This is a genomic window from Puia sp. (assembly GCF_036500295.1).
Lineage (GTDB): Bacteria > Bacteroidota > Bacteroidia > Chitinophagales > Chitinophagaceae > Puia.
The window spans coordinates 31940-55084 of sequence record NZ_DASYCH010000140.1; the positions used below are offsets into that span (position 1 = coordinate 31940).

General features: G+C 55.3%; 17 protein-coding genes. 9 read left to right on the forward strand and 8 right to left on the reverse strand.

All coding sequences use genetic code 11. The annotated features are described in order from the left end of the window. The first annotated feature begins 37 nt into the window (after window positions 1-37). Window positions 38-628, forward strand: coding sequence for a TMEM175 family protein (locus VGM48_RS24965; RefSeq protein WP_331583729.1), 591 nt, complete (start codon window positions 38-40; stop codon window positions 626-628). A gap of 144 nt (window positions 629-772) precedes the next feature. Continuing rightward, window positions 773-3211, forward strand: coding sequence for an FtsX-like permease family protein (locus VGM48_RS24970; protein WP_331583731.1), 2439 nt, complete (start codon window positions 773-775; stop codon window positions 3209-3211). A 26-nt stretch (window positions 3212-3237) separates the two neighbouring features. Here VGM48_RS24970 and VGM48_RS24975 read toward each other — a convergent pair whose 3' ends face one another. From VGM48_RS24975 to VGM48_RS24985, 3 genes are read right to left on the reverse strand one after another with little or no spacing between them, the layout of a single operon-like run. Next, window positions 3238-5604 (reverse strand): TonB-dependent receptor, encoded by a 2367-nt coding sequence (locus tag VGM48_RS24975; RefSeq protein WP_331583733.1) that lies wholly within the window; start codon window positions 5602-5604, stop codon window positions 3238-3240. Next, window positions 5605-6540 (reverse strand): sugar phosphate isomerase/epimerase, encoded by a 936-nt coding sequence (locus VGM48_RS24980; protein WP_331583735.1) that lies wholly within the window; start codon window positions 6538-6540, stop codon window positions 5605-5607. Window positions 6541-6546: 6 nt separating this feature from the next. Further along, complete coding sequence (locus VGM48_RS24985) at window positions 6547-9975, reverse strand: ThuA domain-containing protein (RefSeq protein ID WP_331583737.1); 3429 nt, start codon at window positions 9973-9975, stop codon at window positions 6547-6549. 199 nt (window positions 9976-10174) lie between these two features. On the opposite strand from VGM48_RS24985, the gene VGM48_RS24990 reads away from it, so the two are divergent. Together VGM48_RS24990 and VGM48_RS24995 are read left to right on the forward strand one after the other, a co-directional pair. Continuing rightward, the gene (locus tag VGM48_RS24990) at window positions 10175-10783 is read left to right on the forward strand and encodes an alpha-ketoglutarate-dependent dioxygenase AlkB family protein (protein WP_331583739.1); all 609 of its coding nucleotides are present in this window, start codon (window positions 10175-10177) and stop codon (window positions 10781-10783) included. 63 nt (window positions 10784-10846) lie between these two features. Next, the gene (locus VGM48_RS24995) at window positions 10847-12187 is read left to right on the forward strand and encodes a MutS-related protein (protein WP_331583741.1); all 1341 of its coding nucleotides are present in this window, start codon (window positions 10847-10849) and stop codon (window positions 12185-12187) included. On the opposite strand, the gene VGM48_RS25000 is transcribed toward VGM48_RS24995, so the two are convergent. Together VGM48_RS25000 and VGM48_RS25005 are read right to left on the reverse strand one after the other, a co-directional pair. Beyond that, a complete protein-coding gene (locus VGM48_RS25000; protein WP_331583743.1) occupies window positions 12138-12881 on the reverse strand; it encodes a LytTR family DNA-binding domain-containing protein in 744 nt (247 codons plus the stop codon). The two genes, VGM48_RS24995 and VGM48_RS25000, sit on opposite strands and share 50 nt — an antisense overlap. Next, entirely contained in the window at window positions 12856-13947 is a 1092-nt protein-coding gene (locus VGM48_RS25005; RefSeq protein WP_331583745.1) for a sensor histidine kinase, read from the reverse strand. Before VGM48_RS25005 ends, VGM48_RS25000 begins: the two co-directional genes overlap by 26 nt. Before the next feature lie 226 nt (window positions 13948-14173). Here VGM48_RS25005 and VGM48_RS25010 point away from each other — a divergent pair, with 226 nt between their 5' ends. The 4 genes from VGM48_RS25010 to VGM48_RS25025 all read left to right on the forward strand — a co-directional run bounded on the left by VGM48_RS25010 (window position 14174) and on the right by VGM48_RS25025 (window position 20526). Then, a complete protein-coding gene (locus tag VGM48_RS25010; RefSeq protein ID WP_331583747.1) occupies window positions 14174-14494 on the forward strand; it encodes a hypothetical protein in 321 nt (106 codons plus the stop codon). A 134-nt stretch (window positions 14495-14628) separates the two neighbouring features. Beyond that, the gene (locus VGM48_RS25015; protein ID WP_331583749.1) at window positions 14629-17088 is read left to right on the forward strand and encodes an ABC transporter permease; all 2460 of its coding nucleotides are present in this window, start codon (window positions 14629-14631) and stop codon (window positions 17086-17088) included. Between the two features lie 6 nt (window positions 17089-17094). After that, window positions 17095-19536, forward strand: coding sequence for an ABC transporter permease (locus VGM48_RS25020; protein ID WP_331583751.1), 2442 nt, complete (start codon window positions 17095-17097; stop codon window positions 19534-19536). A 42-nt stretch (window positions 19537-19578) separates the two neighbouring features. After that, window positions 19579-20526 carry an acyltransferase gene (locus VGM48_RS25025; RefSeq protein WP_331583753.1) on the forward strand — a complete coding sequence of 316 codons (948 nt, stop codon included), beginning with the start codon at window positions 19579-19581 and terminating at the stop codon, window positions 20524-20526. Here the strand turns inward: VGM48_RS25025 and VGM48_RS25030 are convergent. After that, entirely contained in the window at window positions 20507-20899 is a 393-nt protein-coding gene (locus VGM48_RS25030; RefSeq protein WP_331583755.1) for a MerR family transcriptional regulator, read from the reverse strand. The two genes, VGM48_RS25025 and VGM48_RS25030, sit on opposite strands and share 20 nt — an antisense overlap. Window positions 20900-20984: 85 nt before the next feature. Here VGM48_RS25030 and VGM48_RS25035 point away from each other — a divergent pair, with 85 nt between their 5' ends. Further along, window positions 20985-21467, forward strand: coding sequence for an acyl-CoA thioesterase (locus tag VGM48_RS25035; RefSeq protein WP_331583757.1), 483 nt, complete (start codon window positions 20985-20987; stop codon window positions 21465-21467). Here VGM48_RS25035 and VGM48_RS25040 read toward each other — a convergent pair. Beyond that, complete coding sequence (locus VGM48_RS25040) at window positions 21451-22506, reverse strand: DUF6340 family protein (RefSeq protein ID WP_331583759.1); 1056 nt, start codon at window positions 22504-22506, stop codon at window positions 21451-21453. The genes VGM48_RS25035 and VGM48_RS25040 overlap by 17 nt on opposite strands. A gap of 80 nt (window positions 22507-22586) precedes the next feature. Next, entirely contained in the window at window positions 22587-23144 is a 558-nt protein-coding gene (locus tag VGM48_RS25045) for a dihydrofolate reductase family protein (RefSeq protein WP_331583761.1), read from the reverse strand. Window position 23145 lies beyond the last annotated feature (1 nt).

The window sequence follows — 23145 nt, forward strand, 5'->3', positions numbered from 1 at the left end:
CGCGGCTTTTGCATGCGGAGCGAATAAACAGTACGATATGAAGAAAAGCCGGTTAGAAGCGTTTAGCGATGGCGTTATTGCGATCATCATTACGATCATGGTCCTGGAACTGCATGTGCCGCATGGCGGCGAGCTGCGCGATCTGGGGCCGCTGGCGCCGGTGCTGAGCAGCTATGTACTCAGTTTTGTACTTGTGGGGATCTACTGGAACAATCACCATCACATGATGTATGCGGTGCAGCGGATAAATGGCGCGGTGCTTTGGGGCAACCTCCATCTTTTGTTTTGGCTGTCGCTGATGCCGTTTGCGACGGCCTGGATGGGGGAAAGTCATTTTGCGAAATGGCCGGTGGTCCTGTATGGGGGTGTGCTGATCATGAACGGCATTGCCTATACGATCCTTTGCCGGCTGCTGATAAAAGAATCGGGTCCGGGATCGCCGCTGGCGATTGCCCTTGGCAAGGATTGGAAGGGGAAGGTCTCGGTCGCTTCGTATGCCGTAGCCATCGTGCTTGCCTTTCTGAATCCCATGCTGGCGTTTGGGCTGTATGTGATCGTGGCGTTTCTCTGGTTTATCCCGGATCGAAGGATCGAGCGGAATGTCACCCGGATAGATAGTCCGGAGTAGGGGTGGGCGGGCAGGTGGCTGAAACGGAACAGCAATTGTATCGAAAACGAACGGTATCGTTGTCTTGGATGTTTGTAATTTGTTGATTAGCAGATGTGTAAAAAGGTGGTCGTCAATTTGCATCCTCCCGTAAAAAATCCTTTCATGATACGGAATTACCTGCTGACCGCCTGGCGGAATCTTCAGAAGAACAAATTCAATGCGGCGATCAATGTCATCGGACTTTCGGTGGCCTTTACCTGTTGTATCCTGCTTTTTTTGATGGTGCGTTATGAGTTTTCGTATGATTCGTTCCAGAAGAACGGCAAGCGGCTGTATCAGGTGTACAATTCTACGCAGAATCTTTCAGGTGAAGATAAGGGCGAGAGTTTTGGCATTCCCGCGGCACCGGCGTTCAAAAAGGAGATTGCGGGGGTTGTGGCGAGTACGGGGCTTGAATCCGCGGGGGCAGGTATCCGTTACAAGGGAAAAGAGGTGTATCAACGGCTGACCCTGGTAGACCCGGATTTTTTTACGATGTTCTCCTTCCCGATCGTGGCGGGTCGCGCGAATGCGCCGCTGGCCGGTGTGAATGATGTGGTTATCGCGCAGTCCACGGCGACGGCGCTTTTTGGGAAGGAAGACCCGATCGGGAAGCCGGTTGAGATCAAGGTGGTGGCGGAGTGGAAGGCGGTTACGGTGTCGGCGGTGATTGCCGATGCGCCGGAGAATTCGAGCATCAAATACAAGATCCTTGCCCGTACGGAGATCCGGGGCGACTATCCCGAACGGAAGAACAACTGGGATGCGCAGGATCATCCCGTTTTTGTACAGCTGGCGCCTACCGCTGTGACGGCGGCGGCGCAGAAAGATTTCCGGGCGCTTATAAAGCGGTATAAGCTTGTCGATGACAAACAAATGCAACAGCAGGGCAACGTGAAAGATGCGAATGGCGATTATATGGCGTTTGAGCTGGAATCGATGGCCGATGTGCATTTTGACGAGGAACTGACAGGTGGCAGCGCCATCAATAAGACCTATCTGTATACGCTGGTGCTCATCGCGATCGTGGTGATGGTGATCGCGTGTTTCAATTTCATCAATCTCAATGTGGCGCGGAGTTTTACCCGGGCGAAGGAAGTGGGCATCCGCAAGACGATCGGGGCGGGCCGGCGGCAGATCTATTTTCAGCTGTGGGCGGAGAGTTTGTTGCTTTTTATCATTGCGGTGGCGATCGCCGTGGTGGCTGCTTCGATGTTGCTGAAACCTTTTAACGACCTGTTTGCGGAGAAGCTGACCTTGTCGGTTCTGTTGCAGCCACTGGTGCTGGTGACCGTGTTTATCGCGGCTGTGGTGGTGTCCTTTCTGGCAGGCGGGTATCCGGCCTGGCTGGTGTCCCGGTTCAATACGGTTGAGGTCCTTAAGGGAAAGGTTTCGGTCCGGCGGAGCGGTTTGCTGCGCAACGGGCTTATCACTTTTCAATTCGTGCTGGCGAGTGCGCTGATCAGCGGGACGCTGGTTATTTACCGGCAGTTTTCTCATCTGCGATCCGCATCGCTGGGATATACCCAGGAATTGGTGATCAGTATCCCGGTCCGGAGTCCTGAGAAAGCCCAGAAGTATGCGGATTATCTGCGGATGTTTCTTGCTTCTCAGCCGTGGATGGCCGGTGTCACGGCCAGTCACATCAATATCGGGATCGGCGAGGATCACAGTATGAGCCATACCGGGATGGGATTTATGTATAAGGATAAGAGTATCGGGACGGCGGTGGTAAACGTGGACTATGATTTTCTTTCCGTTTTAGGGATGAAGGTCATCGCGGGCCGCGGTTTCAACAGGGATTTTGCCCATGACACGTCGGGCAAGGTGAACGATGTTATCGTTACCGAAAGCATGGCCCGGGAATTCGGGCTGAAAAATTTCAGGGATGTGGCGGGGTTGAACCTCTCTGCCGATACTTCCCTGCCGAACTGGAATATCGTCGGGATCATCCCGGATTTTCATATGTATTCGATGAACGAGAAAATGGCGCCCACTACGCTGATCTTAAACCGGCATGCCGGGCTGTCCTATCTCTTTGTCAAGGTCCGGACGACGAACCCGCGGGTTACGCTGGCAGAGGTGCAGGCCGCGTTCCACAAACTGGAGCCGGACAATGTGACGCCGCCTTCTTATCTCACCGAGAATACCGAACGCTGGTATGAGAAAGAGTCGAGGTTGTCTTCCATCTTTTTCTCCTCTGCCTTTATCGCGATCCTGCTTTCCTGTCTCGGGCTTTTTGCGATCGTTTCGCTGGTGATGGAACAGCGGCGGAAGGAGATCGGGGTCCGGAAGGTGCTGGGGGCAACGATCCCGTCGATCACGGGTCTGCTTTCGAAGGATTTTATCCGGTTGGTGGCGATCGCTTTTGTGATCTCGACGCCCGTGGCATGGTACTTCCTGAATCGCTGGCTGCAGAACTTCGAATACCACGTGGATGCTTCGTGGTGGATATTCGGGATCGCGGGGGTGCTGACGCTGGTTATCGCGTTGCTGACGGTGGGGATCCAGACCCTTCGGGCGGCGTTGTCGAACCCGGTGAAGTCATTGCGCAGCGAGTGAGTTGCTTCGCGGATAGGTGGCGGCGGTTACCAGGATGTTTTTAGCGTGAAGCCCCAGGTGCGCGGGTCGCCGAGATGGGCGGCGCCGAAGTCATAGGCGTATTCGATGTATTTTGTGTCGGTGAGGTTGCGGGCCCAGAACCAGAGTTCGAGGTGGGGGATGGTGATGCCGGCGCGGGCGTTGACGAGACTGTGGGGGGATTGGCCGATGGAATTGGCGAGATCGAAATATTCTTTTCCCAGATAGAACCATTCTCCATGGAGGATGAGATTGACGTGATGACGGGCGCTTAGCGGAAGGCTGTATTGCGGGCTGAACATCGAGGTCAGGTTCGGGGTATAGATCTGTTTTTTACCGGCGAGGTCGACGGCCTGGCCGTTCTCCGAAATATTCAGGGATTGATAGTGGGCGTCGGTATAACCAAAATTGTACGCGAGTGTGAGGCCGTTGACAGGATTGGCCTCGGCTTCGATCTCGATCCCTTTGCTGATCAGCTTCCCGGTGTTGCGGGTGACGGTGATGGCGCTGGGCAGGACCAGGGTCGGCACCTGGGCGTCGGTGATATGGGTGAGGAAGGCCGTTGCGTTGAGTAGGAGCCGGTGGTCCCACCAGGTATTCTTGATGCCGATCTCGATATTGTTGCTGTATTCCGGGTTATAGGGATAGAGCGGTGGCTGGGACGGATCGGGCGAGAGCTGGGTCAGCCCGCCGGGGCGGTAGCCGCGGCTATAGGTAGCGTAGAGGTTCGCATTTTTCGTTAGGGTATATTGGATCCCCGCTTTTGGGGAGAGTGCGCTGAAATGCAGGGCGGCGGAGGTGTCGGGTGTGGTGGTGATGGCGGTCTGGCCGTCGGGTTGATATTGTTCCGTCACGTCGAGATAACGGTGTTCATAGTCATAGCGCAGACCCGCGATCAACTGGAGCTTTTTTGTCACCGAATAGGAAACCTGGCCATAGGCGGCTACGCCGGTGTTCTTTCCTTTTGTGATATCGATGCCGGAGAAATTTGAATCGGGGACGCCGAGAAGGGCGGCATCCGTGCCATAGTGGGTGGCCTGTTTGTTCGGGTTGTACTGATGGAAGAAATAGGCGCCGGCCGTCCAGCTCAGCGGCGAAGAGTGGTGATCGGCGGAGCCGAGCCGAAACTCCTGGGTCAACACCTGCACGTTATTCCAGGAAGAGCCAAAATCATTGACGATGGTGACCCCGTCGATCGGGGAGAAATCGCCGTCGACCGAAGGCTGGTAATAGCGATGATTGTTTTGCCAGGCGGTGATCGAGGTGAAATTGGTGTTATCGCCGGAATGACTGATGGCAAGGGAGGCGTTGAGGGTATTGTCGATCATCTTCCCGATCGCGTTCTGATCCAGGTGGAAGGGATGGCTGAAGGCGTCGCTCACGCTTGTCGAAAGCGGGAAGGCGCCCCAGTTGCGGTTATTCTGATGCTTGACGTTGAGGGTGAGCGACCATGCCGCGCCGGGGAGATATTTGAGATAATAGTTGCCGGTAAGCGCTGACTGGCGATCGAAGGAACTGTTATTGAAATCGTTTGTATAGTACCCGTTGCGTTTGCCGTATACCCCTGAGGCGCCGAAAAACAGCTTGTTATTTACGAGGGGCGTGCGGATGCCGGCGGCATAGCGTTGCTGGCCATAGTTGCCTTCGTCGATCTGCGCGAAACCGCGGGTCGCGTTGGTGGGTTGTTTTGTGATGATGTTGATCACCCCGCCCATCGCATTGCGGCCGAAGAGAGTGCCCTGTGGGCCGCGGAGAACTTCGATACGCTGGATATCGTTCAGCTCCGGGATGTACGTGTCGAGGCTGAACTGGTTTACTCCGTCGACATAGGTGGCGACGGCGGGATCGTAGGAGGTGGTGGTAATGCCGCGGATGGAGGTGACGTTGCGGCCGTCGCCGGAATTGCCCGAATAGAGGTTGGGGACGAAGGCGGTGATGCCTTTTATATCCCAGAGGCGAAACTCCTCCACCTGTTTAGCGGAGATAGATGTAACGCTGACGGGGACCGTTTGCAATTGTGCCTCCTTTTTCTCGGCGGTGACGGTGACCGCGTCCAACCGGCTTCCGGCGTTCTGCAGGCGGAAACCGATATTTTCCATGGGATTTTCAAAGACCCCAAACGGCCGGTCCACGGTTGCATAGCCGACGGCGGAAATCTCAAATACATATTCCCCGGAAGGCATGGAGGGGATCCGCCAGTGGCCCGCGCTGTCGGTTACGACCGTGATCTCTGTGTTCAGTACATGGATCGTGGCCTGTGGAATAGGCTGGTTGGTGGTGTCGCTCAGGCTACCGGAGATCCGCATCTGGGCGGTTGCGCAGGAGAACAAAACAACGTGGAGGGCGAGGATCAGCGCGATGCGGATGGGTTTCATTTAGGCAGCGAGAATTTTTTTAAGGTTGTTGTAGCTTGTCGTGATGCTGGCAAAGGCGTCTTTGGGCATATCGTGCTCTACAAAAAAATGCTTCATGCCGGCGGTCTCAGCATTGGCGAAGATACGCTTAAAGTCGACAACCCCTGTCCCGACGGGAGCGGGGCCATCGCGCTTTGTATCGAGATCTTTTACATGCCACAGCGGGAACCGGCCGGGGTGTGCTTTGAAGAGCGCGACGGGATCGATGCCCGCCTTTGTCGCCCAGCAGAGATCGAGCTCCATTTTGATGTCGGGGTGCAGTTGCCGCAGGAAAATGTCATAAGGCGTCTCGCTGCCGGCTTTTGCAAATTCTTCGGTGTGGTTATGATAGCAGAGCGTGATGCCGGCTTTTTTACAAGCCTCGCCGGTCTCGTTGAGGATGACGATCGCGGCTTTTATCTCATCGGCGGTCTCCGTCGGAATATTGGCGCATACGAGGTAGGGGACTCCGCCTTCCGCGGCCTCGTCCACTAGCTGCTGCCTGTTTTCCTTCAGATTCCGCATCGGCGGGAAATGGATGGGTTGCCCTTTGGCGTCGAGCATCGGCTTTGCGTTGGCGGGCATCTTGAACGGTGCGCCCAGCACATGATGCGATTGCCAGGACATGCCGCTGTCTTTTACGAGGGCGGCGAATTGTTTTGGCTTCATGCCGTAGTAGCCGCCTTTCATACTAAAGGCGGACTCGATCTCCCGGTAGCCGATGGCTGAGATCTTTTTTAAGGTGCCGGCAACGTCGGCGTCGATGGTCGTGAAGAAAGTGAACAACTGTAACCCGATGGGATGCCGGCCTGCCGGGCCGCCGGCATTGTTGAAAAAGGCCTGGGCCTGTTTACCGATGGCGAGGCTGCCGATGGCGGCGGCGCCGGTGAGTTTGAGGAATTCTCTTCTATTTGACATCGTTTCTTATTTAGCGTTGAAGGTTAGTGACATTATTCCGCCGGAGATGGGCTCGGCGCCTTTGTAGACAAGATAGAGGATGTGCGGCTTGCCATCCGAAACGGCACTGATGGGGATCGTCGCCATCGCCATCTGCAGCGCAGCTTTATTCCCGGCTGATGGGGTTATGGAAGCCTTGCCCAGGGACTTGCCATCGGGGCTGTCCAGTCTTGCTTCGAAATGGAGGGGCATTTTTGGCGGCGCCTGCCAGCCGCAGGCCAGGGTGATCGACGACACGCCGCTGAGGTCGACGCTATCCGATGCGAACCAGCCTTCGCCGGCGGGGAAGATCATTATATTCCGGCCATTGTACTTAAAGGTGGTAAATCCCTTTGTCTTTTCCAGTCCGGTGAAGAAGAGTGTATTGCTGCGGAGGCTGAGGACCGTCTTGCCAGTGAGCGCTTTGATATTATTTCCGCCCTTATCCGTATAGCTTGCCGTGATGACCATGGAGCTGCCGGGTTTGGTATCTTTTGGCGGGGTGATGGCGCCGGTTGGCGGCAGGGATTTTTTCAGGGCTTCCTTGTTGCCCAGCGAGAGGATCCAGGTGACGATGGAATTGACGTCGCCCGGGGAGAGGCTGGGGTGCGCCGACATGGCTACATCGCCCCAGACACCGCTGCCGCCCTTGATGATCTTGTTGGTGAGGTAGCTGGCCGCCTTGGGGTCCTTCCGGTATTTCTGAGCTACGAGCAGGAAGGCGGGGCCGATGGATTTATCGGCTTCCTTATGACAGCTTTTACAGTCCAGCGTTTGCGTAAGCTGTTTGCCGCTGACGCTTGCTTGGCCCTGCTGGTGACCCATTGGCACGGCTGTCTTGTCATATCCCTGGATATAGTCGACCGAAACGTAGAGATTGGCCGGGTCGATCGTCGCGGTGTCGTTGTCCTTCACCGATACGGAATAGCCGACGGGCATACCGGGCAGGTAGAAGGATTTATTACCTCCTTTCAGCTGGATGGAGACTTTTGGTTCTTCGTTGCCGGCGTAGACGGGCACCCCCTCGCTTTTTGCCGTTGCGCCCTGATCATCCTTTGCTTCGACGGTTATCGTATAGTCACCGGCGGTAGAATAGGTGTAGTCGAGGGTAGGTTCGGCGGTTTGTTTTTTTGTGCCGTTGCCCAAATCCCAGGTGTAGGTGAGCTTGCCTTTCTCCGGGTCTCTTGCGGTGGCGGTGGCCTTCACGGCAAAGGGCAGGAGGCCGGAGGTCCTGTCGATGTCCACCGAGGAGACGACGGGGGCGAGGTTGCCGCGGATATAGTCGATGCGGGCCAGGCCGGCGTCGGGGTTTTGGGTGAACCAGCCGGTGCCGTACTCGAGCAGGTAGATCCTTCCGTCGGGGCCGACTTCCATATCGATGTCGGAGGACATTTTTACGCCGGGGGCGAAAGGCTCCATTTTATCGAAGTCGCCATTGGGGAGCATGGTCACGGCTTTCATCCAGCCCCGCATCCATTCATAGATGATGAGTTTGCCGTTGTAGTAATCGGGCAGCCGCGTCGAGTCCGGATACAGATCGGTGTAGTATACCGGGCCGGCCATCGCGTTACGGCCGCCTGTTCCCACCTCGGGGAAGTCGGGTGAGGGGCCATAGGGATACCAGATGAAGGCGGGATGGGCCGGCGGCAGATCGCGTAAGCCGGTGTTATTCCGGGAATCGTTGACCGGATGGGCCGGATCGAAGGCCGGACCGCTTTTCCCTGTTGCATAATCATATTCGTGATAGGCGTAGTTGTCCCCGACGAAAAGGGGCCAGCCGAAGAAACCGGCCTTGCGTGCCTGGTTGACCTCGTCATAACCGCGGGGACCGCGGGTGGCGAGGCTGTCGTCGTTGGCATCGGGTCCCACTTCGCCCCAATAGAGATTGCTGTTCTTCTGATCGACGGAAATGCGATAGGGATTTCTGTCGCCCATGACATAGATCTCGGGGCGGGTTTTTGCTTCTCCCTTTGGAAAGAGATTGCCGGGAGGAATATCGTAGCTGCCGTCGGGATTGACCTTTATCCGCATGATCTTTCCGCGGAGGTCGTTGGTATTGCCGGCGGAACGTCTTGCGTCATACTGCTGGTGACCCGGGAGATCGTTGAGGGGGGCGAAGCCGCTGTTGACATGTTTGGCGCCTTTCTCGTCGAAGGGGGTGGAGTTGTCCCCGGCGGAGAAATAGAGCAGCTTATCGGGACCGAAGGCGATGGAGCCGCCCGTATGACAGCAGATCTCGCGCTGTGCTTTTACCTCGAGAATCGTTTTTTCGGTGGCTTTGTCGAGGGTATCGTTCCTGAAGATGAAGCGGGAGAGGCGGTTGACCGAGCTGTCGGCTGGACTGTAGTAGATATAGACATAATTATTTGTGGCGAAGTCGGGGTCTTTTGCCAGTCCGAGCATCCCTTCCTCTGCGTTGACGCCGGGGGTGTGTAGGGTCTTGTAGTAGACGTCGAAGAGGCCCACCTGCTTCACCGTTTTTGTATCCTGTTTATAGAGTTTGATCCCGCCGCGGCGTTCGAGGATGAGGATGTCGAAATTGGGCAGGATGGTCATTTCGGTGGGTTCGAAGAGCTGGCCGGTGAAGAGCTGGGTCTTTACAAAGCGTTCTTCATCGGGTGGGATCTGAGTCTTTGCCTTCGCGTAGTCGACGGGGTTGTTGTCACCGATGGCGTATTGGATGCCGGCGAGGAAATGCTTGAGATAGTTCTCCTCGGTGTAGCTTTCTTTTGTGTGTCCCAGCTCGGTATAGAAGGCGCGGCCGCCGTCGTATTCGTGTTCCCAGGCCATGGGGTGGTCGCCCATTTTGTGACCCCCTTTATAGCTGCTTTCGTCGATGCTGAGCAGGACGTGGACGTCCTTGTTGAGTTCTTTATAACTATAGAATTCATCCCGGCGTTTCCATTGTTTGGGGAGGAATTGCGTGGCGGGGTTATTCGAGTCGACGACGTTGATCACTCCTTCCTGGATGTTGGGGAAGCTGTCATGGATGCCCGGGTGATCGAGGAAGTAGCCGCCTACCAGGCGGCCGTACCAATGCCAGTCATATTCCGCGTCCGCGGCGGCGTGGATGCCTACATACCCGCCTCCGGCCTGGATATAGCGTTCGAGGGCCACCCGCTGCCGGTAGCCGAGCATATCGCCGGTGGTGCTGAGGAAGACGACGGCGGAATACTTTTTCAGGCTGTCGTCGTTGAACCAGCCCGCGTCGGTGGTGGTGTCGACGTCGAAATTGTTCTGGGCTCCAAGTTTTTGGATGGCGATGTTGCCGTCGGCGATGGACTCGTGGTGGTAGCCGGCGGTCTTGCTAAAAACCAGGACGCGGGGCTTCCCGGCATGGTGGGTACAGGCGGCGAGGAAAAGGATCAGGAAAGCCGTGAGGTACAGGCTCTTCGAGGGCAGGCAATAGCCGTTCATGTGTGTAGTTTTAGTGCGCCGCCAGGGCGGCTTTGAATTTTCTTTATGTCGGTATGACACAATAATAGGATTATTTTCTCAGAATTCCCTTCCGACAGGAGGGTGGGGGAGTCGTTGGCGGAAAAGAGCGGATGGTTGGCGGTTTCGATTGAGCAAGTTTCGGGTTTTGGTGTGGGTTGGTTTGGGATATTTTTGTGGGATGAACGATCTATTCACTACTACGGATACGGTGGTCAACCTGCTGCCATTTGACGGGCATGCGGATTATTATGGGACCGTGATCGGGGCGGCAGAGGCCGGGAGTTATATGGACCGGATGATGGACGGTATCGAATGGCGCCATGACGAAGCGGTCATCTTTGGCCGGCATATTATTACCAAACGAAAAGTAGCGTGGTATGGCGACAGTGATTACGGGTACAAGTATTCCGGTGTCGTCCGGCAGGCGCTGCCCTGGACGGCGGAGCTTCTTGCCCTGAAGCTGCTGACGGAAGGATTGACGGGAGTACGATTCAACAGCTGTCTGCTGAACCTTTATCATGATGGCGAGGAGGGCATGGCCTGGCATAGCGACGATGAGAAGGACCTGGCGCCGGGTGGCGCGATCGCTTCTTTGAGTTTTGGGGTGGAGCGGCGGTTTCTGTTCCGGCATAAGCGAACGAGGCAACTGGTCGAGGTAACGCTTGCCGCGGGGAGTCTGCTGGTAATGAAGGGGGCTACGCAGGACCGGTGGCTGCATAGCCTGCCCAAGATGAAGCGGGTGAGCCGGCCGAGGGTGAATCTTACTTTTCGGATGATGAACAGGTGAATTAGGCTTTATTTAACGCCGGGGATTTAGCGCGGGGAATGTTTTTCACTAGTTTGATCTCCGATGAGGGAATATGTACCATTCGAGGTGGACAAACAAACCTGGAAGGACCTGGATCTCTTTGATCAGGGCCGGCGTGGACTGATCTTCCACCTGTTTAACAAAGTGAGGACCGTCGGCGGTGAAGACGCGCTGGAGCATCTGCTTCGGACGCCCTCGACGGTGCGGGCGGAATTGGAAGGGCGGAGGGATATCATTCGTTACTTCGCAGATAATGAGAGCGGGTGGCGGATCGACAAGGAGCAGCTGTTGGCGATAGAGCACTATCTCTCCTCGGGCATCGCGCTGTTCCCGGGCTTTTTTCCCGATGCGGGGATCTATACCCTGCGTAACCTGATAAAGGAGTCGCCACACTATTATACGGTGACCAATGGCGTGAGAAGGACGGCCGCGCTTTTGCGGTTTCTTTTTCAGCAGGCGCAGGGATGGCTGGAGAGCGATTGTCCCGAGGTGCTTGCCGACCGAGTGCTCGAACTGCTGGAACTGGTATTCGATTCAAGGGTTAAAGCCATTCTTTTTTCCCCCGAGCAGCCGCTTACCCTGAGGGAACTGGCGCGTTGCGATCATTTCTTCCGGGGAGCAGGCAGCGGCAGTGTACGCCGGATACTCGACAGCCTTTACGAGTGGGATGCGTATCAGGCGGTGGCGTACGCCTCACAGCAATACGAACTTTGTTTTCCGCATTACAGCGATGCGCCGGGGCCGAAGATCCAGGCGCAGGGATTGTTTCACCCGTTGGTGTCGAAGCCCGTGGCGAACGATTACCAGATGGGCGGAGAGGCGAATCTCTGTTTTATCAGCGGGGCCAATATGGCGGGGAAATCGACTTTTCTGAAATCGGTAGGGCTTGGGATCTATCTCTCGCATGTCGGCTTTCCGGTGCCGGCCCGGTATTGGGAGACCACATTGTTCAACGGGCTGATCACCACCGTCAACCTGGCCGATAATATCAGTCAGGGATATAGCCATTTCTACACCGAGGTCAGGCGGGTGAAAGAGGTAGTGTCGACCATCCGGGAAAAGAAGAAAATGGTCATCATCTTCGACGAACTGTTCCGGGGGACGAATGTCAAGGATGCCTCCGAAGCCTCCCTGCAGGTGATCGATGGGCTGGCGGGGGTTAGCGGGAGTCTGTTCCTGATCTCGACACATATTGTGGAGATCGCGATGGAGCTGCAGCGAAACCCGAATATCTTTTTCGCGTGTTTCGAGTCGACGATGGAGGGCGGCGTGCCGTGGTACAGCTATAAACTGCGGAGCGGGATCTCGAACGAACGGATGGGGATGCTGATCCTTAAAAATGAGGGGATCCTGGAGATGCTGGGAGAGATGAAGCGACGGTGAGTTTGGTCAGCTGCTGGCGGTATAGTTTGCCGATCGGGATCTCTTCGCCGTGGATCTCGACGTCGTTCTGGGTAAAAGCGGTGACCTTTTGGATGGCGATGATATAGGATCGATGGATACGCAGGAAGAGATGAGCCGGCAGCATTTCTTCGATCGAGCTGATCGACTTCTTCATAACGAGCGGTTTCTGGCCCACCCGGATGATCCGGCTATAATCCTTCAGACTTTCCACATAGACGATCTCGGCCAACTGTACTTTCACCATTTTCCGGTCGACCCGGAAATAGAGGAAGGGATCGGTCGACGCGGCGGCGTCTTCCGGCTTTTCGGCCATCGGCATCGCGGTATCCGTGAGCTTGTTTACGGCGCGGAGGAAGCGTTCGAAGGAGTAGGGCTTTAGCAGGTAGTCGACGGCGTTCAGTTCGAACCCTTCGAGGGCATAGTCTTTATGGGCCGTGGTAAAGATCACCTTTGGCGGATGACGCAGGGTCCGGACAAGTTCGGTTCCCAGTAGCCGCGGCATATTGATATCGAGGAAGAGGAGATCCACGGGATGCTGCTGCAGAAATTGCATTGCTTCGAGGGCGTTGTTGCAGGCGCCGATCAGTTCGAGGTTGCCGGTGTTCTCCAGGTAGGTCTGGAGTATCTTCAGCGCCGGGGGTTCGTCATCAACGATAAGACATCTGAGTTTCATAGTTAGCAGGGGTTGAAGTGAAAGGAATCGCGTCGAGCCCGATGGTCAGGGTAACCTGCCAGTCGTCTTCGTCGGCGGTGGATTTGAGGGTGTGGCCGGGATAAAGTAATTCCAATCTTTTCTGAACGTTGCCAAGACCCAGACCGCCGGTATGGCCGGTGGGGGCCTCCAGTATGTCGCGGCTATTGATCAGCTTGAAGTGGAGGGTATCGTCGGCTACGTGAAGATGAAGGCTGATCCAACTGATGCCCGCCCGTTCACCGATGCCGTGTTTGACGGCGTTCTCCACGAAGGGAAGCAACAGGAGCGGGGCGATCGTCTTGCCCGTGAGATCCCCGGTGAACTGCAGGCTGCAGTCGAGTCTTTCGCCGAACCGCATGCTTTCCAGGTGGAGATAGTTTTTTATGATGTCGATCTCCATCTCGAGGGGGATGCGGGGGGCATTGCATTCGTAGAGGATATAGCGAAGGAGGGAGGAAAGCTTTAATACGATCTGCGGCGCCTGGTCACTTTTTTCCAGGGAGAAGGCATAGAGGCTGTTAAGGGTGTTGAAGAGAAAATGGGGGTGCAGCTGGGACTTGAGGAGCTGGAGTTCGACGATCAGCTTTTCTTTCTCCAGCTGTTGTTGCTGTTCTTTTGCCTGGTACCATTGTTTGACCAGCTTGATGGTGACGGCGATCCAGCCGGTGCTGAAAAGGGCGTAGATGCTGTGAGGTAAATTCTCCGGAACCCAGAGCCGATCTCCTCCCGAATAGTGCAGGATGTAGACATCGGCTACGCGGAGATAGAAAAGGGTCACTGCCAGGATCGTGACGAATCCGATGATGGCGGCGGTCGGTTTGCCTTTCAGCACATAGCGGGGGAAGAGGAAGTAATTGAGGCTATAGACGAAGAGAAGATGGCCGGGAAGGAAGCCGATGCTGTTGGCCAGGGCTTGCAAGGGGGGACGGCCAAAGCGAAAGACGAAGTTGAAGAAGGTGAGGGCGGCCAGCCAGAAGAGGATGTGCAGGAGCACCCGTTGGCGGGATAGCTTTTTAAGAAATGTTATGTACATGAGTTCTGCCATGCCCTTCAATATCCAAAGCAATTTATTCAAAAAGAGGCGGAAAGCACAGGGAATGTTGCTTACTGTCGACGAAAATACCGTTTTGGTCGATGGATGGCGTCCCGGGGTGGTTTTGGCGGTTGGTCAGCGGTGAGCGGGCGACTGTCTCCCGGAACGGGTGGTTTGGCGATTGGGCGTTTCCAGCGGATTTTGGCGTAGTAGTTTTATGCCGATCAAATCGAATGATATGAAACGTCTTATGTTATTTCTTTTCGTGCTGGCCCTGGCAGGGGCGACGAGGGGATCTGCGGCGGGCCGGCCTGTGCCGGAGAATGGATTCTGGGTGATCATCACGTGGGAGACCGGTCCGGCTACGACTACTGTGAAATTCTATGATCTGAAGCAACAGCTGATCTATGTGGAGCACCTGGACGGGGTGAGGCTCGATGGAGCAAGCCGGCGGGTCTGCCGGATGTTGAGTAAGAGCCTGCGGACGGCGTTGGTTGCCTGGGAAGGTAGCGGGAGGATGACGAGTGATCAGGGGATCGTTGCGATGCGGATGAAATGAACTCTCTCGTATAGAGAGGTTTTTGCAAGGCCCGGGTGTTTTTACATCCGGGCTTGTTTTTTTGTCAATTGAAGAGGATTTCCTAACTTTCGATCCTACACCTGAGAGAGTTCGTAACGACTCAATACAATTCCATGTTAAAAAGTATGCTGCGGATCGCCGTGCGCCACTTGCGTAAACGCAAGGGTTATGCGGCGTTGAATATCCTTGGGCTTACCGTGGGTATCGCCTGTTGTCTGCTGATTTTCGAATATGTCGCGTATGAACGAAGCTATGAGCGGTTTAATCCCGTCGCCGACCGCGTCTTCCGGATCCAGAACGAGGAATTCCAGCATGGCAAGATGGTGGTTCCCTGCGCCTCTTCGATGCCTGCCCTCGGGCCGGCGTTGAAAAAGGAAATGCCCGAGGTGGAGAGTGTTTGCCGGCTGAACCGGCTGGGGATGATCCTGGGTAATGACGCGCGGAATGTCCGGTTCAAGGAGGATAAGGTCTATTTTGTCGATCCGGCGATGCTGCCCCTCTTCGATGTGCCCCTGGTGGAAGGTGATGCCCGGACGGCGTTGTCGGACCCGGGGAAGATCGTTCTGTCGGCGACGACGGCGAAGAAATATTTCGGCAGTGAGGACCCGCTTGGCAAGGTGTTGACCGCTCATGGCAGTGGGGGTACCCGGCCGATGGAGGTGTCGGGGGTATTCAAAGACTATCCCGGCAATTCCCATATCCAAATGGATGTCCTGGTCGCGTATAAAGAACGCAGCCGGATAAACGGGACCTATGGAACGGCCGACGACCCGATCGAGACGAGCTGGGGGTGGACGGATTTTTATACCTATGTATTGCTGAAGAAGGGCGTGGACGAGCGGAAGTTTGCCGCCAGGCTGCCGGCCCTTATGGACAGGCATTTCAACAACCTTCCTGAAAGGAAAGCCGACAATGACCGGTACCATCTTACGGTCATGCCGATGCGGGACATTCATCTGTATTCGCATTATACCGAGGAGATGGAGGCTAACGGCGATGGGCAGGCTGTGGCATTTTTGTTCCTGATCGCGTTCTTTATCGTCTGTATTGCCTGGATCAATTATATCAATCTTGCTACAGCGCGTTCGCTGGAACGTGCAAGGGAGGTAGGGGTGCGGAAGGTGCTTGGCGCCTTGCGGCATCAGCTGATCCGGCAGTTCATACTGGAGAGTCTTCTGCTTAATCTTTTGGCGCTTGTGATGGCCGTGGGGGTGGTGTTGGTGGTGAACCCGCTGTTCGGACAGCTGACGGGCCGGCCGCTGACGTCGGTGATCCGGCTGCCCACCAGGTATTGGATGTATTTTGCCGGGGTATTTATCGGCGGGACGCTGTTGTCCGGGGTTTATCCGGCGTTGGTCTTGTCGCGTTATCAGCCGGTGAAAGTCTTAAAAGGATTGTTCAAGAATGCGGCGGGCGGGCAATGGTTGCGGAAGGGATTGATTGTAGGGCAGTTTGCAGCCAGTATCATTCTTATTGCGGGGACGGTGATCGTCTATCGCCAGGTTTCGTATATGCAGAATCAGCAGCTTGGCGCCGATATCGATCAGACGCTGGTGGTGAAGGGCGCCGGCACCGGCATCCGCGACTCTGCGTACCGGAGTATCTTCCAGTCCTTTAAGAACGAGGTATTGCAGCTGCCGGGAGTCAAGAGCATGGCGGCCTCGTCGAATGTGATGGGGGAAGAGATCCTGTGGTCGACCGACTGGAATTGGATCGGGAATCCGGCCGGGAAGAAGAAAATAGAAAATTTTATGTTGGGGGTGGATGAGGATTTTGTGCCGGCGTATTCGATCCGGATGGCGGCGGGCCGGAATTTCTCCCGCTCGTTTCCTTCCGACAGCAAGGGGGTGTTGCTAAATGAGACGGCTGCCCGGGTTCTGGGATTCCCTTCGGCGCAGGCCGCGGTGGGCCAGCTGGTGGGTACGGGCTATGGGGACTATGACTCCCTGCATGTTGTGGGTGTCGTCGCGGATTTTCACAATGAGGGCTTGCAGAAGGCCATCCAGCCGTTGGTGTTGTTGCCGAACCGGGATGGGCGGGCCAACTATTCCATCAAGGTGCAGGCGGCCAATGCGGGAGGTACTGTTGCGGCTGTGAAGGCGATCTGGAACCGGCATTTTGCCGGCGATCCCTATAACTATTTTTTCCTTGATGAATTTTTTAGCCGGCAGTATGCCGAGAACCAGCGCTTTGGCGAGGTGTTTGGGCTTTTCGCGATGTTTGCCGTAGTGATCGCCTGCTTTGGGTTGCTGGGGCTCTCTGCCTACAATGTGCTGCAGCGGACCAAGGAGATCGGTATCCGCAAGGTGCTTGGGGCGTCTGTGAGCAGCCTGTTGTTTCTGTTGTCACGGGATTTTCTGATCCTGGTGGGGGTTGCTTTTGTCGTGGCTGTGCCGGTGACCTGGGTGGTGATGGATGGCTGGCTGCAGAGCTTTGCCTATCGCATCGGTATCTCCTGGTGGGTGTTTGGTGTGGCGGGGATGCTGGCGGTGACGGTGGCTTTTGTCACTGTCGGCGGGCAGGCGATGAAGGCGGCGTTGGGGAACCCTGTGCGGGCATTGCGTAGTGAATAAAAGCTTATGATACCAACTTTTTGGAAAGTAGCCATCCGCAATCTTTTGAAACGGCGGATGAGTACGCTGATCCATGTTACGGGACTTGCCGTGGGCTTCGCGTGCTGCATGCTTGTTCTGTTGTTCATCCACAGTGAAAGGGCTTTTGACAAGGGATTTGAGCGGGCTGGGGATATATACCGCATAACGTCCGATTTCAAGGATGGAAGCCGGGCACCGACGGTGGCTTTCCCATTTGGGACGCTGCTGCGGCAGGAGATCCCGGAGGTGGAAGCTGTGAGCCGGCTGGATGCCAAACGCAGCCCTTGTGTCATTAAGGTAATGGATGATACATCGGCCGTGCCCTATATGGAATGGTCGGGGTATTGGGTAGATGCGAATTTCTTCGATCTCCTTTCTTTTCATTTTCTTCAGGGGGATCGTCGGGCGGCGCTGGCGGCGCCGAATACGATCGTGCTGAGCGATACTGTAGCAAGGCGGCTTTTTCATGGCGGGTATCCCATCGGTAAAAGGGTGCGCGCAGGCGACGTCGTATATACGGTCTCCGGCGTTTTCCGTCAGGATATGCCGAATCATCTTGACGCCGGCTTCTTTGCCTCGAACAACAGTACGGGGATCCGGGAAGAGATGGCTCACGTACTCGACTGGGTGGGCGATCCCAACTACTACACGTATGTGCGGCTTAAACCCGGCAGCGATATCGCGCATGTTACCGAAGAATTGCATGCCTACACCACGCGTCATGCCCTCGCGTATATGAAACGGCGGGGGGAAGTGATGGTGAACGGCCTTCAGGCTCTGGGGGATATCCATCTGTATTCCGACCGGTATTCCGACTATCTGTCGCCCAAGCAGGGCAGTCTTCAATATCTCTATCTTCTTGCCAGCATTGCGGGGGCGATCCTGCTGCTGGGGTGCATTAATTATATGAATCTGTCCACTGCGGCGGCGTTGGACCGTGCCCGGGAGGTCGGGGTCCGGCGGGTGCTGGGGGCGGAAAAGCGGATGATCCGGAAACAATTCCTTTTGGAGACGTTGATGGTGTGTTTGCCGGCATTTCTGTTTGGGCTTGGACTGACCGCGGCTTTCCTGCCGGCGTTTAACGCTTTTACGCTTCAGCATTTGTCATTGCTCGATCCCGGGGCGATGACGGCGGTGCTTTTGCTGGTGCCGGTGGCGTTGGTGACGGGGTTACTGGCGGGAGTTTATCCGGCGATCTATCTATCGTCCTTCCAGCCTGTGAAGGTGTTGAAGGGAAAGATAAGCGACCCGGGGTCATTGCTGAGCATCCGCAAGGTTTTGGTGACGAGTCAGTTCATCGTTGCAACAGGGCTGCTTTTTTCGACGATCGTTATCTGGAAGCAGTTGCGATTCATGATGTCGGCAAAGACGGGTGTCGATGAAGAGCAACAACTTGTCTTCAATCTCAGCGACGCGCAGGCGTCGCGTAACAGTCCTTATTTTATGCAGGAGCTGGCCGCGAACCCGTCGATCCAGGCAGTGGCAGGCGCGGCAAGTCCGATGGTGTCGGGGAACATGAGCCTCTATCCCGCGGAGAAGAGCGTGAATGACAAGCAGGATATCTTTCTCAACCTGGTAGACGAGCACTATTTGTCGACCCTTGGGCTGCAGCTTCTCGCGGGCAGGAATTTCAACCCGCAGCTCTTTACTAATGCCGATATGCAGCAGGATATCGAGCGGGAGGATATCGGCCGGCAGGTGATCCTGAACGAGACGGCGGTGAAGACGCTGGGATATACGGTGGAGAATGCCGTGGGGCGGCAACTGGCACACGAGAACAATGGCGTCATCTACCACTATACTGTGGTAGGGGTGATGAAGGACTATCACTACTTTTCGATGCATAATGCCATCGGCGGGCTGGGGCTGATGCCGGTGAATTCCCGGCGCTTTGGGGCGGTGATCGCGAAGGTCCGGAGTCGCGATATGGATGCCGTGATGCGGTTTGCCTGGTCTAAGTGGAGAGGGATGAACGGAGACAGCCCGGTGAGCATGGATTTTTTGAGCCATATTTTCAGGTATGATTATGCTGCGGACCGGCGGGAGCAACAGATGATGAGCGCGTTTACGGTGATTGCGATCATTATTTCCTGTATGGGGGTGCTCGGGCTTGTGACGTATAGCCTGAGCCGGAAGGCAAAGGAGATCGGTATCCGGAAGGTGATTGGCGCGAGGGTGGGACATATCGTGTTGCTCTTCGTCCGGCAATATCTTTTGTTGGTGCTGGTGGCCAACGTGATCGCGGCGCCTTTGGGATGGGTGCTGATGCAGCGATGGCTGCAGGGATTTCCTTTCCGGATAGCTATCAGCTGGTGGATGTTCGCGGCGGCATTCGGGATGGGCTGCGTGGTGATGCTGGCGACCCTTGGGTTTAAGACCGTGAAGGCTGCGCTGAGCAATCCCATGATCGCATTACGGGGTGAGTGAGCGAATTTTGGAGGCAACGGCGGGCGGATCTATCTTTGGGATATGTTGATGAGAATGAGCAGGGTCGACCTTGTAAAGGGTGGGCTTATCATATTGGTCATCGCCGGTCATCTTCTGCCGGGAGAGTTTCATGCCAATCTTGCGCGTTGGATCATCTATTCTTTCCACATGCCTTTGTTTACCGCGGTGAGTGGCTATCTGTTCTCCTGGGAGAAGATGCGGGAATTCCGGTTTGCTGATGTTGTCCGCAAATACTGGCGCAGGCCGGTGTTACCCTGGCTGGTGGCGTTGGCCGTATATGCGGCGGTAGATACGGCTCCAGGGTCGCTGCTTTCGGCAGCGTATTGGGCGGGATTCCTGGGGCATTTCATCCGGCCTTTTTTTCATCTTTGGTTTATCGCAGCCTATCTTTTTTGGGTGTTGCTTAGCTGGGCGTTGCTGCATTTGCGGCTGTCATTGCCGTGGATATTGCTAACGGGGTCTTTGCTATCTTTTGGTTCGGAGCTATTGCGGCATTGGATACCGCCATTGACGGGAAATCATTTTTCGGGGGCCGATACCTTTCTTTATACGCTCCATCCCAACTATTATGTGTTCTTTGTGCTGGGCGGGTTTTTCCGGCGGTATAATGCGGGGTTATCGGTGGGATGGGTAGTTCCGGCGACACTGTTGTTGCTGACTGCCGAAGTGCTGCTTTTCTATTACCCTAATGAGCCTGCTGAGGCGGTGGTATTCTTTTTGTATAATTTCTGCCTGATCCGGCTGATGGTTGCATTTGTGGAGGGGAGGCCTTCCCGGCATTATCGCCTGCCGGAGTGGATTGGGGTCCATTCGCTGGCTATTTATCTCTGGCATGTACTGCCGCTGATCATCGTGTTCCGGCTCCATCTTGCCAGTGCCTTGCAATTCTATTTGCTGAATGCGGCGTTGATGACAGTGTTGTTTTTGGGGGTATGGATGACGGCGCGCATCAGGCAAAGGCTTCGCTGAGCGCTTTGTCGAGGGGGCAGTTGCCGGTATAGGTCTTGTCGATCACCTCCTGCAGGCGGCTTTTGACCAGGATCAGTTGTTCTATCTTCTGGTCGATGCGATCGATCTTGCGTTGGACATAGCGGATACCGCGTTGGGGTTCGAGTACGCCTTCTTCGAAGAGGATAAGCATGGCGAGGGTTTCCTGCAGGGTAAAACCGTATTCTTTTATTTGCCGGATGGCCAGGAGGCGTTTCAGCACGGAGTCGGGATAGTCTTTGAATTGATATTTGTCGCGGCCGGCGTCTTCAACGCGGATAAGGCCTCTTTTCTCGTAAAAACGGATCGTGTCCCGGGTAAATCCCGACAATTTTGACAGTTGGCCGATACGCATAATGGTATTTTTTACTTTTTTTTGAGCGCTGACGACTGTGGACTATACTCCAGCGTCTATGTTTGCTTCATCAAATTTAGGAAATATGGAAAAAATGCCGGTTTCGGACTATATCGTTCGGTTCAATGACTGCGATCCGCTGGGGCATCTCAACAATGCGCGGTATATCGATTATTTTTTGAATGCGCGGGAGGATCATCTGCGGGATCATTATGGGATCGACCTTCGCGAGTGGGCGTCGAGGGGGATCGGGTTTGTCGTGAGTTATCATGAGATCCGATATCTGCGGCCTGTGTTATATAATGACCGGGTGGCGATCCAGTCGGCGCTGATCGGGTGGGGGGAGAGTTGGTTGACGGTGGAGATGCTGATGTTTGATCTTGAGCGGAAGCAGTTGAAGGCGGTGATGTGGACGACGTTTACCCGGATCGATCCGCGGACAGGAAAGCGGGTTGCGCATCCGGAGGATTTTATGGAGTGGATCAACGGGACGCTGGTGGAGGGTGTTGACCTTGACCGGGGGGTTAATGGGAGGGTAGAGTCGTTAAGGACTACGGATTACTCGTGATCTCCGACTGGCTTTTCAGGACGGCATTCCCGGATTGCCGCCGGTGCAGCAAATTGACATAGTTGAGGGCAAGCCGGAGGCCATAGACCTCATAGGCTTTCTGCGCCCATTGGACGGCTCCGTCGACGTCGCCATCGATCTCGCTGATGATCGCCATGTTATAGCAGGCGCGGCCTGCTGCCTTGTGGGAAGGGCTGTTCGTCTCCTGCTGCCAGATCTTGCCCGCCCCCTCCCAGTTGCCGGTTTGAGCCATTCTTTTGGCGACGATGAAGTTCCCGTTGCCTCTCACATAGTAATAGCGCGAGACGCGGATGGAATAGGGGACGATGCGTGAAGCATACACCTGGCCTGCGTCCATCCCCGCCTCTTTCACGGCCCCTTTGCGGCTGGCGATAGCCGTGCCCGTGCCGACGGGATCGAGTAAGCGGGTATGGGTCGCGAGGTTCCGGGAAAGGACGTATTCGTCGAGGATATTGTGGGAGGTGGGGTCGTAGATGCGCCAACCGGTCTTTACCTGGGTATTTATGCTTACCCTTTGATCGAGAGCGGGTGTGCCGGCAATGGTGGTCAGCAGTCTCGCGGGACCGCCGCCGGCGCCAACACCCACGCCGGATTCGGCATCGAATAATTCCAATGAAAAGAGTAGGTCGGTATGGCTTTCACGGCAGATCCTTTCCACGGTGTCCCAGGGAAGGGAATTGGGGAATACGCCGGCGCCGAAGGACCGGAGGTCGAGGTTGTCGAGGGATCTTACGATGGTGAAGCGGTTGTTCTTTCGAAGTTCGTCCGTGAGGCCATAGACCGTAGCTTTGGCGCCTTCGGCCTGTAGGGTTTTGCTTTCGAATGAGACGGCTTTATGGATCGCGTCGATGGTTCGGTTCTCGTCGGCGGCACGGGTTCTGTTGACTACGGCTGCTGACTTTGCGTTGGGCGGGAGGCTCACCGGGGCCGGTACTGTGACGCTGAGGGACATCAGGTTGGTGGAGCTGCAGGAATAGCAAAAGATGGCTATTGTAGCACAGAAGGGGGCGAGCTTCATGAGGTGGCCGGTTTGGTGGATATTGGGGGTTTCCTCGCTCAAAACGGATATCGGAGCCCTTTATTATCCATCCGGCCGGTTTACAGGGTCCTTTTCACGTAATGATGCGCAACGTGTCCTGGCTTAATCGTCTTCGAATCGACAAGTTGCAATTGTAAACTCTCCGGCATAGCGATCCCCTCCATCAGTCGTCTGCCGCCTCCTGCAATCACCGGATGAATGACAAAATAAAATTCGTCAACCAGGTCAAGTTTGATCAGTTTTGAAGGCAGGGATACCCCGCCCAGTAACATGTTTTTGCCTTGTTGCTGTTTTAATCTAAGTATTTCCTCTTTAAGGTCCGTGCGGACAATTCTGGTATTCGGATCGGAGGTTTCCAACGATTTTGAGAAAACAACCTTTGCGACGGAATCAAAGGTTGTCGCGAATTCATTCGATACTTTTGACATCGATTGTTTTTTGGCGATATCAGGCCAAAAAGGGACCATTAATTCATAGGTTACACGCCCGTAGACGAGCAGATCGGAATCGCGAATGAGGTTCGTAAAATATTCGTGCAATTCTTCACTGGGGATCGCTTTGGTATGATCGAAGCAGCCATCAAGGGTCAGGTTGATCGCGTAAATTAATTTCCTCATT